We start from the raw sequence: 13,716 nt of genomic DNA, 5'->3' as shown, positions 1-13,716 counted from the left end.
GCCGCGGCAGCGTTCGATTGATGGAGTCATGAATGTCGCTGCCGCACCTCTCCCTTGCTGATGCGCGTAATCTTCACCTTGCCGCGCAAGGCCTGTTAAACAAACCCCGCCGTCGAGCGTCGTTGGAGGATATTCCGGCAACGATCTCCCGCATGTCCTTGCTGCAAATCGATACCATCAATATTGTTGTCCGTAGCCCATATCTGGTGCTTTTCAGCCGTCTGGGAGATTATCCTGCGCAGTGGCTGGATGAGTCTCTGGCGCGTGGAGAATTAATGGAATACTGGGCGCATGAAGCCTGCTTTATGCCGCGTAGCGATTTTCGTCTTATTCGCCACCGCATGCTGGCACCTGAAAAAATGGGCTGGAAATATAAAGACGCCTGGATGCAGGAACATGCGGCGGAAATTGCACTGTTAATTCAGCATATTCATGATAAGGGGCCGGTACGTTCAGCCGATTTTGAGCATCCTCGTAAAGGGGCGAGCGGCTGGTGGGAGTGGAAGCCGCATAAACGACATCTGGAAGGTTTATTTACTGCCGGAAAGGTGATGGTGATTGAACGGCGCAACTTCCAGCGCGTTTATGATTTAACTCACCGTGTCATGCCTGACTGGGATGATGAGCGCGATCTCGTTTCGCAAGCAGAAGCAGAAATCATCATGCTGGATAACAGTGCGCGTAGCCTGGGAATATTTCGCGAACAGTGGCTGGCAGATTACTACCGGCTAAAACGTCCGGCACTGGCGGCGTGGCGTGAAGCGAGGGCTGAACAGCAGCAAATCATTGCTGTGCATGTTGAAAAATTGGGCAATCTTTGGCTGCATGCTGATTTGCTGCCGCTACTCGAGCGTGCGCTCGCCGGAAAGCTCACTGCAACGCACAGCGCGGTACTTTCGCCTTTTGATCCTGTTGTCTGGGATCGCAAACGCGCGGAGCAGCTTTTTGATTTTAGCTACCGGCTGGAGTGCTATATCCCAGCGCCGAAACGCCAGTATGGATATTTTGTTCTGCCGTTATTACATCGTGGGCAATTAGTTGGGCGAATGGATGCCAAAATGCATCGCCAGACAGGCATCCTTGAAGTTATCTCTCTGTGGTTACAGGAAGGCATTAAACCAACGACAACGCTGCAAAAAGGGTTACGTCAGGCGATTACTGATTTCGCTAACTGGCAGCAGGCAACGCGGGTGACATTAGGACGCTGCCCGCAAGGCCTCTTTACTGATTGCCGCGCCGGCTGGGAAATAGACCCCGTCGCATAAATGATTATGATAAGATTTATGCATTCATAACCCGATCCATCTGGAGGAACTATGGATCATCGTCTGCTTGAAATCATTGCCTGCCCGGTTTGCAACGGAAAACTTTGGTATAACCAGGAAAAACAAGAGCTTATTTGCAAACTGGACAACCTGGCTTTCCCGCTGCGCGATGGCATTCCAGTGTTGCTGGAAACGGAAGCCCGCGTGCTGACTGCTGATGAGAGTAAATCATGAGTTTTGTGGTCATTATTCCCGCGCGTTACGCGTCCACGCGTCTGCCCGGTAAACCATTGGTTGATATTAACGGCAAACCCATGATTGTTCATGTTCTTGAACGCGCGCGCGAATCAGGTGCCGAGCGCATCATCGTGGCAACCGATCATGAGGATGTTGCCCGCGCTGTTGAAGCCGCTGGCGGCGAAGTATGTATGACGCGCGCCGATCATCAGTCAGGTACAGAACGATTGGCGGAAGTTGTCGAAAAATGCGCATTCAGCGACGACACTGTGATCGTTAATGTGCAGGGTGATGAACCGATGATCCCTGCGACAATCATTCGTCAGGTTGCTGATAACCTCGCTCAGCGTCAGGTGGGTATGGCGACTCTGGCGGTGCCAATCCACAATGCGGAAGAAGCGTTTAACCCGAATGCGGTGAAAGTGGTTCTCGACGCTGAAGGGTACGCACTGTACTTCTCTCGCGCCACCATTCCGTGGGATCGTGATCGTTTTGCAAAAGACCTTGAAACCGTAGGCGATAACTTCCTGCGTCATCTTGGTATTTATGGCTACCGAGCAGGCTTTATCCGTCGTTATGTTACCTGGCAGCCAAGTCCGTTAGAACATATCGAAATGTTAGAGCAGCTTCGTGTTCTGTGGTACGGCGAAAAAATCCACGTTGCTGTCGCCCAGGAAGTTCCTGGCACAGGTGTGGATACCCCTGAAGATCTCAAGCGCGTTCGCGCCGAAATGCGCTAATTTCACTTCACGACACTCCAGCCAATTTTGGGAGGAGTGTCGTACCGTTACGATTTTCCTCAATTTTTCTTTTCAACAATTGATCTCATTCAGGTGACATCTTTTATATTGGCGCTCATTATGAAAGCAGTAGCTTTTATGAGGGTAATCTGAATGGAACAGCTGCGTGCCGAATTAAGCCATTTACTGGGCGAAAAACTCAGTCGTATTGAGTGCGTCAATGAAAAAGCGGATACGGCGTTGTGGGCTTTGTATGACAGCCAGGGAAACCCAATGCCGTTAATGGCAAGAAGCTTTAGTGCGCCCGGAAAAGCCCGACAACTGGCATGGAAAACCACCATGCTGGCAAGAAGTGGGACTGTCCGTATGCCGACTATTTATGGTGTGATGACGCATGAAGAACACCCCGGCCCCGATGTCCTGCTACTGGAGCGAATGCGTGGTGTTTCGGTGGAGGCACCAGCCCGAACACCAGAACGCTGGGAACAACTCAAAGATCAAATCGTTGAAGCCTTACTGGCCTGGCACCGTCAGGACAGTCGTGGTTGCGTCGGCGCGGTCGACAATACTCAGGAAAATTTCTGGCCCTCATGGTACCGGCAACATGTTGAAGTGCTATGGACCACGCTCAATCAGTTCAATAACACCGGTCTAACGATGCAGGATAAGCGGATCCTGTTTCGCACTCGCGAATGTCTCCCGGCATTATTTGAAGGCTTTAACGACAATTGTGTACTGATTCACGGTAACTTCTGTTTACGTAGCATGCTGAAAGATTCGCGCAGCGATCAGTTACTGGCGATGGTCGGACCGGGACTAATGCTTTGGGCACCGCGAGAATACGAACTGTTCCGACTAATGGATAATTCTCTGGCGGAAGATTTGCTCTGGAGTTATCTGCAACGCGCGCCAGTGGCGGAGTCGTTCATCTGGCGGCGTTGGTTGTATGTGTTATGGGATGAAGTTGCGCAACTGGTCAACACCGGACGATTTAGTCGGCGTAACTTCGATCTGGCATCAAAATCACTCTTGCCGTGGCTCGCCTGACGAACCTTTTAGCCACTGCCAGATGCGGCCAAGCGTTTCATAGCCAACACGATCGCTATGCATCAACCAAACCGGAGAAGGGATTGCCCGTTCCCACGGATTAAGCGGCGAGTCGATGGCCAACTGATTCGCCGGGGCTGGCAGCGGATTTAGCCCTTCCTGCTGAAAAAAGATTATCGCCCGCGGCAGATGTGATGCGGAGGTCACCAGCAGGAAAGGGGCGTCACCAATTGCCTGTTTCACTGCCGCAGCTTCTTCTTCGGTATCTTTTGGCAAATCCAGAGTGATAATTTGCTCGCGCGGCACGCCCAGCGATTGCGCAACTCTTGCACCTACTTCGGCTGTACTCACCGTATTGGTTTTTGCTACGCCTCCCGTGAAGATCAGTTTTGATCCCGGATTTTCGCGCCATAAGCGAATACCTTCATTCAGGCGGGGCAGACTGTTATTGATTAAATTCGAGCTTGGTGCCCACTGCGGGTTCCAGGTATAACCACCTCCGAGCACCACGATATAGTCCACTTTTTGCGAATTATTCCATGTCGGATAGGTGCTTTCGATGGGACGCAGCAGGCGGTCGGCTACCGGTTGCAAACTCAATAACAAGAGCGCCAGCCACCCAATGCTAATAAAAATCTTCCCGGTTTTTTGAAAACGGCTAAACCACAGCAGCGCCAGGCCAGCGCCAATAATCAACAACATCAGCGGAAGTGGCAGCAACATATTGCCAATCACTTTTTTCAGTGTAAAAAGCATCCTTTCTGGTTCCTTTTTTGACCATATAGCAAGGGATCGCCAGCGATATTACACCAGACGGGTTCATTCTCGCCGTGGCTGTGACAAAATAGCGTCTTTATCAGAAAACGTCTTAGCCAACCGGTGGAGAAAGCAATGCAGGATCGCAATTTTGATGATATTGCGGAAAAGTTTTCCCGTAACATTTACGGCACCACCAAAGGGCAGCTTCGACAGGCTATTCTGTGGCAGGATCTCGATCGCGTGCTGGCGGAAATGGGCCCGCAAAAACTGCGTGTGCTGGATGCTGGCGGTGGAGAAGGGCAGACCGCAATCAAAATGGCCGAGCGCGGGCATCAGGTCATTTTATGCGATCTTTCTGTGCAGATGATCGACCGCGCAAAACAGGCGGCAGAAGCAAAAGGTGTGAGCGACAACATGCAATTTATACATTGCGCCGCTCAGGATGTTGCTTCGCATTTGGAAACGCCCGTTGATCTGATATTGTTCCATGCGGTGCTCGAGTGGGTGGCCGATCCCCGCAGCGTATTACAGACCCTGTGGTCAGTGTTGCGTCCAGGCGGCGTGTTGTCGTTAATGTTCTACAATGCGCATGGTTTGTTGATGCATAACATGGTCGCCGGGAATTTTGATTACGTGCAGGCGGGAATGCCGAAAAAGAAAAAACGGACGCTTTCGCCAGATTATCCACGCGACCCGGCGCAGGTTTATCTGTGGCTGGAAGAAGCTGGTTGGCAAATTATGGGTAAGACAGGCGTTCGCGTGTTTCATGATTATCTGCGCGAGAAGCACCAGCAGCGCGACTGCTATGAAGCATTACTTGAATTAGAAACGCGTTATTGCCGTCAGGAACCGTATATTACCCTGGGGCGTTATATTCATGTCACCGCGCGCAAACCGCAGAGCAAGGATAAAGTATGAGTGAATTTTCCCAGACAGTCCCCGAACTGGTTGCCTGGGCCAGAAAAAATGACTTCTCCATCTCGCTGCCGGTAGACCGACTCTCTTTTCTGCTGGCGGTTGCCACGCTGAACGGCGAGCGTCTGGATGGTGAGATGAGTGAAGGCGAGCTGGTGGATGCATTCCGCCATGTGAGTGATGCGTTTGAGCAAACCAGCGAAACCATCGGCGTGCGCGCCAACAACGCGATCAACGACATGGTGCGTCAACGTCTGCTGAACCGCTTTACCAGCGAGCAGGCGGAAGGGAACGCAATTTACCGTCTGACGCCGCTCGGCATCGGCATCACTGACTATTACATTCGTCAGCGCGAGTTTTCTACGCTGCGCCTTTCTATGCAATTGTCGATTGTGGCGGGTGAGCTCAAGCGCGCAGCAGATGCCGCCGAAGAGGGCGGTGATGAATTTCACTGGCACCGTAATGTTTATGCGCCACTGAAATATTCGGTAGCAGAAATTTTCGACAGTATCGACCTGACGCAACGTCTGATGGATGAACAGCAGCAGCAGGTGAAGGATGATATCGCCCAGTTGTTGAACAAAGACTGGCGGGCGGCGATTTCCAGCTGTGAATTGTTGCTTTCAGAAACTTCCGGAACGCTGCGTGAATTGCAGGATACGCTGGAAGCGGCAGGCGATAAATTGCAGGCCAACCTGTTACGCATTCAGGATGCGACGATGACCCATGACGACCTGCATTTTGTCGATCGTCTGGTGTTCGATCTTCAGAGCAAACTCGACCGTATTATCAGTTGGGGCCAGCAATCCATCGACTTGTGGATTGGCTACGACCGCCACGTACACAAATTTATTCGTACTGCGATCGATATGGATAAAAACCGCGTCTTTGCTCAGCGGTTACGTCAGTCGGTACAAACCTATTTTGATGAGCCGTGGGCGCTAACTTATGCCAATGCCGATCGTCTGCTGGATATGCGTGACGAAGAGATGGTACTGCGCGATGAAGAAGTGACTGGGGAACTTCCTGAGGATCTGGAGTACGAAGAGTTTAACGAGATCCGCGAACAGCTGGCGGCGATCATCGAAGAACAACTTGCCGTGTACAAAACCAGACAAGTGCCGCTGGATCTTGGTCTGGTGGTACGCGAATATCTGTCACAGTATCCGCGTGCACGTCACTTTGACGTTGCGCGCATTGTTATTGATCAGGCGGTACGTCTTGGCGTAGCGCAAGCAGATTTCACCGGACTGCCAGCGAAATGGCAGCCGATTAATGATTACGGAGCCAAGGTACAGGCGCATGTCATCGACAAATATTGAACAAGTGATGCCGGTTAAGCTGGCGCAGGCGCTGGCGAATCCGTTATTTCCGGCGCTGGATAGCGCCTTACGTTCAGGCTGTCATATTGGCCTCGACGAACTGGATAATCATGCATTCCTGATGGATTTTCAGGAATATCTGGAAGAGTTTTACGCGCGTTATAACGTTGAGCTTATTCGCGCACCGGAAGGGTTCTTCTATCTACGCCCACGTTCCACCACGCTGATCCCTCGTTCCGTCTTGTCGGAACTGGATATGATGGTCGGGAAAATCCTCTGTTATCTCTATCTCAGCCCGGAACGGCTGGCGAATGAGGGGATTTTTACTCAACAGGAACTGTACGACGAACTGCTCACCCTGGCCGATGAAGCGAAACTGCTGAAACTGGTGAACAACCGTTCAACCGGTTCAGACGTTGACCGTCAGAAGTTGCAGGAAAAAGTACGTTCTTCGCTCAACCGTCTGCGTCGTTTAGGCATGGTGTGGTTTATGGGCCACGACAGCAGCAAGTTCCGCATTACCGAATCGGTGTTCCGCTTCGGCGCCGATGTGCGTGCTGGCGACGATCCCCGTGAAGCACAGCGTCGCCTGATTCGTGATGGTGAAGCAATGCCGATTGAAAATCATCTGCAACTCAACGATGAAACCGAAGAGAGTCAGCCAGATAGCGGAGAGGAAGAATAATGATTGAACGCGGTAAATTTCGCTCACTGACGCTGATTAACTGGAACGGCTTTTTTGCCCGAACTTTTGACCTTGACGAGCTGGTCACGACGCTTTCTGGCGGTAACGGGGCGGGTAAATCCACCACCATGGCGGCGTTCGTTACGGCGCTTATCCCCGACCTGACCCTGCTGCATTTCCGTAACACTACGGAAGCCGGGGCCACCAGCGGTTCGCGCGATAAAGGTCTGCACGGTAAGCTGAAAGCGGGTGTCTGTTATTCGATGCTCGACACCATTAACTCGCACCACCAGCGCGTAGTGGTCGGTGTGCGCCTGCAACAGGTTGCCGGACGCGATCGTAAAGTGGATATCAAACCATTTGCCATTCAGGGCCTGCCGATGTCGGTGCAGCCGACACAACTGGTGACCGAAACTCTGAACGAACGCCAGGCGCGCGTGCTGCCGCTTAATGAGCTGAAAGACAAGCTCGAGGCGATGGAAGGCGTGCAGTTTAAGCAGTTCAACTCCATTACCGATTACCACTCGCTGATGTTCGATCTGGGCATCATCGCGCGTCGTCTGCGCTCAGCGTCTGACCGTAGTAAATTCTATCGTCTGATCGAAGCCTCGCTGTATGGCGGGATCTCCAGCGCCATTACTCGTTCTCTGCGCGACTACCTGTTGCCGGAAAACAGCGGGGTGCGGAAAGCGTTCCAGGACATGGAAGCGGCGCTGCGTGAAAACCGCATGACGCTGGAAGCGATTCGTGTCACCCAGTCGGACCGTGACCTGTTTAAGCATCTGATCAGCGAAGCCACCAACTACGTGGCGGCGGACTACATGCGTCACGCCAACGAGCGCCGTGTTCATCTCGATAAGGCCCTGGAGTTTCGTCGCGAGCTACATACTTCGCGTAAGCAACTGGCGGCTGAGCAGTACAAACACGTCGACATGGCGCGAGAGCTGGCTGAGCACAACGGTGCCGAAGGCGATCTGGAAGCGGATTATCAGGCGGCCAGCGATCACCTGAACCTGGTGCAAACCGCACTGCGTCAGCAGGAGAAGATCGAACGCTACGAAGCGGATCTCGATGAGCTGCAGATCCGTCTGGAAGAGCAAAACGAAGTGGTGGCAGAAGCCATCGAACGCCAGGAAGAGAACGAGGCTCGTGCGGAAGCTGCCGAACTGGAAGTGGACGAGCTGAAAAGCCAGCTTGCTGACTACCAGCAGGCGCTGGACGTCCAGCAAACGCGCGCGATCCAGTATAACCAGGCGATTGCTGCGCTTAATCGTGCCAAAGAACTGTGCCATCTGCCGGACTTAACCGCCGACAGCGCTGCCGAATGGCTGGAAACCTTCCAGGCGAAAGAGCTGGAAGCGACCGAAAAAATGCTCTCTCTTGAGCAGAAAATGAGCATGGCGCAAACCGCGCACAGCCAGTTTGAGCAGGCTTATCAGCTGGTGGTGGCAATCAACGGCCCGCTGGCGCGTAACGAGGCGTGGGATGTCGCTCGCGAACTATTGCGCGAAGGGGTCGATCAGCGTCACCTGGCAGAGCAGGTTCAGCCGTTGCGGATGCGCTTAAGCGAACTGGAACAGCGTCTGCGTGAGCAGCAAGAAGCTGAGCGTCTGCTGGCAGATTTCTGCAAACGTCAGGGCAAGAATTTTGATATTGATGAACTGGAAGCTCTGCATCAGGAGCTGGAAGCACGCATTGCCTCTCTTTCCGATAGCGTCTCTAACGCCCGAGAAGAGCGGATGGCACTGCGCCAGGAGCAGGAACAGCTGCAGTCTCGCATTCAGAGTTTGATGCAGCGTGCGCCGGTTTGGCTGGCAGCGCAAAACAGTCTCAACCAGTTGAGCGAACAGTGCGGCGAAGAGTTCACCTCCAGCCAGGATGTCACCGAATTTCTGCAACAGTTGCTGGAGCGTGAGCGCGAGGCAATTGTTGAACGCGATGAAGTAGGCGCGCGCAAAAACGCCGTCGATGAAGAGATCGAACGTTTAAGCCAGCCAGGTGGTTCTGAAGATCAGCGTCTGAACGCGCTGGCGGAGCGTTTTGGTGGTGTGCTGCTGTCAGAAATTTATGACGACGTTAGCCTGGAAGATGCGCCGTACTTCTCAGCGCTGTATGGCCCGTCACGCCACGCCATCGTGGTGCCAGATCTGTCACAGGTAACCGAACACCTGGAAGGCTTGACCGATTGCCCGGAAGATCTCTATCTGATCGAAGGGGATCCGCAGTCATTCGATGACAGCGTGTTCAGCGTTGATGAGCTGGAAAAAGCGGTGGTGGTGAAAATCGCCGATCGTCAGTGGCGTTATTCACGTTTCCCGGAAGTGCCGCTGTTTGGTCGTGCTGCGCGTGAAAGCCGTATTGAAAGCCTCCATGCCGAGCGGGAAGTGCTTTCCGAACGCTTCGCCACGCTCTCCTTTGATGTACAGAAAACCCAGCGTCTGCATCAGGCGTTCAGCCGCTTTATCGGCAGTCATCTGGCGGTGGCGTTTGAGTCTGACCCGGAAGCAGAAATCCGTCAACTGAACAGCCGTCGCGTCGAACTGGAACGGGCGTTGAGTAATCATGAAAATGATAACCAGCAGCAGCGTATTCAGTTTGAGCAGGCGAAAGAGGGCGTTACGGCGCTGAACCGCATTCTGCCGCGTCTCAACCTGTTGGCTGATGACAGCCTGGCGGATCGCGTCGATGAAATCCGCGAACGTCTGGATGAAGCCCAGGAAGCCGCGCGTTTTGTTCAGCAGTTTGGCAATCAACTGGCGAAACTGGAACCGATCGTTTCGGTATTGCAGAGCGACCCGGAACAGTTCGAACAGTTAAAAGAAGATTACGCGTACTCTCAGCAGATGCAGCGCGATGCCCGTCAGCAGGCGTTTGCCCTGACGGAAGTGGTGCAGCGTCGTGCGCACTTTAGCTACTCTGACTCGGCAGAAATGCTTAGCGGTAACAGCGATCTCAACGAAAAACTGCGTGAACGTCTGGAACAGGCGGAAGCGGAGCGTACCCGCGCTCGTGAAGCGTTGCGCGGACACGCAGCGCAGTTGAATCAGTACAACCAGGTGCTGGCTTCGCTGAAAAGTTCGTATGACACCAAAAAAGAGCTACTTAACGATCTGCAACGTGAATTGCAGGATATCGGCGTGCGTGCTGATAGCGGGGCAGAAGAGCGGGCACGTATTCGCCGTGACGAGTTGCACGCGCAACTGAGCAATAACCGTTCACGACGCAATCAACTGGAAAAAGCGCTTACATTCTGCGAAGCGGAGATGGACAACCTGACCCGTAAACTGCGCAAGCTGGAGCGGGATTACTTTGAGATGCGCGAGCAGGTAGTGACCGCCAAAGCGGGCTGGTGTGCGGTGATGCGCATGGTGAAAGATAATGGCGTTGAGCGTCGCTTACACCGTCGTGAGCTGGCTTATCTCTCCGCTGATGATTTGCGTTCCATGTCGGATAAGGCGTTAGGTGCGCTGCGTCTGGCGGTGGCAGATAACGAACATCTGCGCGACGTGCTGCGGATGTCGGAAGATCCAAAACGTCCGGAACGTAAAATTCAGTTCTTCGTGGCGGTTTATCAGCATCTGCGTGAACGTATTCGTCAGGATATTATTCGTACCGATGATCCGGTGGAAGCTATCGAACAGATGGAGATCGAGCTTAGCCGTCTGACCGAAGAATTAACCTCCCGTGAACAGAAACTGGCGATCAGTTCCCGCAGCGTGGCGAACATCATTCGCAAAACCATTCAGCGCGAGCAGAACCGTATCCGTATGCTCAACCAGGGGTTGCAGAACGTATCGTTTGGCCAGGTGAACAGCGTACGTCTGAACGTGAACGTACGTGAAACGCACGCCATGCTGCTGGATGTGCTCTCTGAACAGCACGAGCAGCATCAGGATCTGTTTAACAGCAACCGCCTGACCTTCTCAGAAGCGCTGGCGAAACTGTATCAACGTCTTAACCCGCAGATTGATATGGGGCAGCGCACGCCGCAGACCATCGGTGAAGAACTGCTGGATTACCGCAACTATCTGGAAATGGAAGTTGAGGTTAACCGTGGTTCCGATGGCTGGTTGCGTGCAGAGTCTGGTGCATTGTCGACCGGTGAGGCGATTGGTACCGGTATGTCGATTCTGGTGATGGTGGTACAAAGCTGGGAAGATGAATCTCGCCGCCTGCGCGGTAAAGATATCTCTCCTTGCCGCCTGCTGTTCCTCGATGAAGCAGCGCGACTGGACGCCCGTTCCATCGCCACGCTGTTTGAATTGTGTGAACGTTTGCAAATGCAGCTCATTATCGCAGCGCCGGAAAATATCAGCCCGGAGAAAGGCACCACCTATAAACTGGTGCGTAAAGTCTTCCAGAATACCGAACACGTTCACGTCGTCGGCCTGCGAGGATTTGCGCCGCAACTTCCTGAAACGCTTCCAGGAAGTGACGAAGCGCCTTCTCAGGCGAGTTAAAATTAAGGCGGCAGCAATGCCGCCTTTTCTTTTTCCGAAAACTCCGTTTCTGCACTAAAAAAGTGGCACATTACGGCGCGCTTTTCTTTAAACTTCTTTACATTAGGTTATGTAAAAACGTATCGGCGTTTATATACTGAAGATAAGCCTGATGAGTAACAGGCTTGCTCGTCATACTTTCGTGAGTATTGGCGTTGTACAGGCAAGTCGTAAAATAACAGCCTGGCTATTCAGAGTATGATAAAAACAGGGGGCAAGGGATGTTGCTTAATATGATGTGTGGTCGTCGGCTGTCGGCAATCAGTTTGTGCCTGGCCGTAACATTCGCTCCACTGTTCAATGCGCAGGCCGATGAGCCTGAAGTAATCCCTGGCGACAGCCCGGTGGCTGTCAGTGAACAGGGCGAGGCACTGCCGCAGGCGCAAGCCACGGCAATAATGGCGGGGATCCAGCCATTGCCTGAAGGTGCGGCTGAAAAAGCCCGCACGCAAATCGAATCTCAATTACCCGCAGGTTATAAGCCGGTTTATCTTAACCAGCTTCAATTGTTGTATGCCGCACGCGATATGCAACCCATGTGGGAAAACCGTGATGCTGTTAAAGCCTTCCAGCAACAGCTGGCAGAGGTGGCGATTGCCGGTTTCCAGCCGCAGTTTAATAAATGGGTAGAGTTACTGACCGATCCTGGTGTTAACGGGATGACACGCGACGTGGTGCTCTCTGATGCGATGATGGGCTATCTCCATTTCATTGCAAATATTCCGGTCAAAGGCACTCGCTGGCTATATAGCAGTAAACCTTATGCGCTTTCAACGCCGCCGCTTTCGGTGATTAACCAATGGCAGCTGGCGCTGGATCAAGGTCAATTGCCTACGTTTGTTGCAGGACTGGCACCGCAGCATCCGCAATATGCGGCGATGCATGAATCGTTACTGGCCTTACTCAGTGACACCAAACCGTGGCCTCAACTGACCGGTAAAGCAACGTTGCGCCCAGGACAGTGGAGTAACGACGTACCGGCGTTGCGCGAAATATTGCAACGTACAGGCATGTTGGACGGGGGACCGAAAATTACGCTACCTGGCGATGACACGCCAACTGACGCGGTAGTCAGCCCATCCGCTGTTACTGTTGAAACAGCAGAAACTAAGCTGATGGACAAACAAACTACGTCTCGTAGTAAACCTGCGCCTGCCGTTCGCGCCGCCTACGATAATGAACTGGTGGAAGCCGTTAAACGTTTTCAGGCATGGCAAGGATTGGGAGCAGATGGTGCTATTGGCCCGGCAACGCGTGACTGGTTAAACGTAACGCCCGCCCAGCGTGCTGGCGTGTTGGCACTCAACATCCAGCGATTGCGCTTGCTGCCAACAGAGCTTTCTACCGGGATCATGGTTAACATTCCAGCCTATTCGCTGGTCTACTATCAGAACGGCAATCAGGTGCTGGATTCGCGAGTCATTGTCGGTCGCCCCGATCGCAAAACGCCGATGATGAGCAGTGCCCTTAACAACGTGGTGGTAAACCCGCCGTGGAACGTCCCACCAACTCTGGCACGCAAAGATATTCTGCCGAAAGTGCGCAATGATCCTGGGTATCTCGAAAGCCATGGCTATACGGTGATGCGCGGCTGGAACAGCAGAGAAGCGATTGACCCATGGCAGGTTGACTGGTCTACAATCACGGCCTCGAATTTACCGTTCCGCTTCCAGCAGGCTCCAGGCCCACGGAACTCGCTGGGGCGCTATAAATTCAATATGCCGAGTTCAGAGGCCATTTATTTGCATGACACGCCGAACCACAATCTGTTCAAGCGTGATACACGCGCATTGAGCTCAGGCTGTGTACGAGTGAATAAAGCTTCCGATCTGGCGAATATGCTGTTGCAGGATGCAGGCTGGAATGACAAACGTATTTCTGATGCGCTGAAGCAGGGCGATACGCGTTACGTCAATATTCGGCAGTCGATTCCGGTGAATCTCTACTATCTGACGGCCTTTGTTGGTGCAGATGGTCGTACCCAGTATCGTACAGATATTTACAATTATGATCTGCCTGCGCGATCCAGCTCGCAAATCGTATCGAAAGCGGAACAATTAATCAGGTAAATGAAGCAGTTCGGGGAAATCAGTTGTCGTAATAATTAGCATGATCGGGGGCGATTCTCTGCAGCCCCCGTCACTGCTGGGGTTGAGTCATCTTGACGTCTGCTTTACGGGCGGTTAAGGTGCCTCTTGTGCGCCAGAAGTGCATATAAACGATAACATTGACCTGTAGACTTGATTA

Annotated in this window: 10 protein-coding genes; 9 read left to right on the top strand and 1 reads right to left on the bottom strand. The window is 52.9% G+C overall.

The window, feature by feature from the left end:
* The first annotated feature begins 32 nt into the window (after positions 1–32).
* The 4 genes from ycaQ (at position 33) to ycbJ (ending at position 3,289) form a co-directional block, all read left to right on the top strand.
* Positions 33–1,265, top strand: coding sequence for a crosslink repair DNA glycosylase YcaQ (gene ycaQ / locus EAS44_RS16285; RefSeq protein WP_000056555.1), 1,233 nt, complete (start codon positions 33–35; stop codon positions 1,263–1,265).
* 51 nt (positions 1,266–1,316) lie between these two features.
* On the top strand, positions 1,317–1,499 hold the full coding sequence (ycaR, locus tag EAS44_RS16280) for a protein YcaR (protein WP_000350058.1): 183 nt from the start codon (positions 1,317–1,319) through the stop codon (positions 1,497–1,499).
* Positions 1,496–2,242: a 3-deoxy-manno-octulosonate cytidylyltransferase gene (gene kdsB, locus EAS44_RS16275; RefSeq protein ID WP_000011611.1), complete on the top strand. Its 747-nt coding sequence runs from the start codon at positions 1,496–1,498 to the stop codon at positions 2,240–2,242. Before ycaR ends, kdsB begins: the two co-directional genes overlap by 4 nt.
* Before the next feature lie 153 nt (positions 2,243–2,395).
* Positions 2,396–3,289, top strand: a complete 894-nt coding sequence (gene ycbJ / locus EAS44_RS16270) for a YcbJ family phosphotransferase (protein WP_000436900.1) — start codon at positions 2,396–2,398, stop codon at positions 3,287–3,289.
* On the opposite strand, the gene elyC is transcribed toward ycbJ, so the two are convergent.
* Complete coding sequence (elyC, locus tag EAS44_RS16265; protein ID WP_025855911.1) at positions 3,266–4,045, bottom strand: envelope biogenesis factor ElyC; 780 nt, start codon at positions 4,043–4,045, stop codon at positions 3,266–3,268. The genes ycbJ and elyC overlap by 24 nt on opposite strands.
* A gap of 135 nt (positions 4,046–4,180) precedes the next feature.
* Between elyC and cmoM the strand changes: the two genes are divergently transcribed.
* The 5 genes from cmoM (at position 4,181) to ldtD (ending at position 13,538) form a co-directional block, all read left to right on the top strand.
* Positions 4,181–4,966, top strand: coding sequence for a tRNA uridine 5-oxyacetic acid(34) methyltransferase CmoM (cmoM, locus tag EAS44_RS16260; protein WP_001331920.1), 786 nt, complete (start codon positions 4,181–4,183; stop codon positions 4,964–4,966).
* A complete protein-coding gene (gene mukF, locus EAS44_RS16255; RefSeq protein ID WP_001288856.1) occupies positions 4,963–6,285 on the top strand; it encodes a chromosome partition protein MukF in 1,323 nt (440 codons plus the stop codon). Before cmoM ends, mukF begins: the two co-directional genes overlap by 4 nt.
* Entirely contained in the window at positions 6,266–6,970 is a 705-nt protein-coding gene (gene mukE / locus EAS44_RS16250; RefSeq protein WP_001514131.1) for a chromosome partition protein MukE, read from the top strand. The genes mukF and mukE overlap by 20 nt, the downstream gene beginning before the upstream one ends.
* On the top strand, positions 6,970–11,430 hold the full coding sequence (mukB, locus tag EAS44_RS16245; RefSeq protein ID WP_000572616.1) for a chromosome partition protein MukB: 4,461 nt from the start codon (positions 6,970–6,972) through the stop codon (positions 11,428–11,430). Before mukE ends, mukB begins: the two co-directional genes overlap by 1 nt.
* Before the next feature lie 260 nt (positions 11,431–11,690).
* Positions 11,691–13,538 carry a L,D-transpeptidase gene (ldtD, locus tag EAS44_RS16240; RefSeq protein ID WP_000926021.1) on the top strand — a complete coding sequence of 616 codons (1,848 nt, stop codon included), beginning with the start codon at positions 11,691–11,693 and terminating at the stop codon, positions 13,536–13,538.
* Positions 13,539–13,716: the final 178 nt, after the last annotated feature.

The sequence above is a fragment of the Escherichia coli DSM 30083 = JCM 1649 = ATCC 11775 genome (genome assembly GCF_003697165.2).
Lineage (GTDB): Bacteria > Pseudomonadota > Gammaproteobacteria > Enterobacterales > Enterobacteriaceae > Escherichia > Escherichia coli.
The sequence above is the reverse complement of the archived record's forward strand: the minus strand, read 5'-3'. Positions and strand labels throughout refer to the sequence as shown.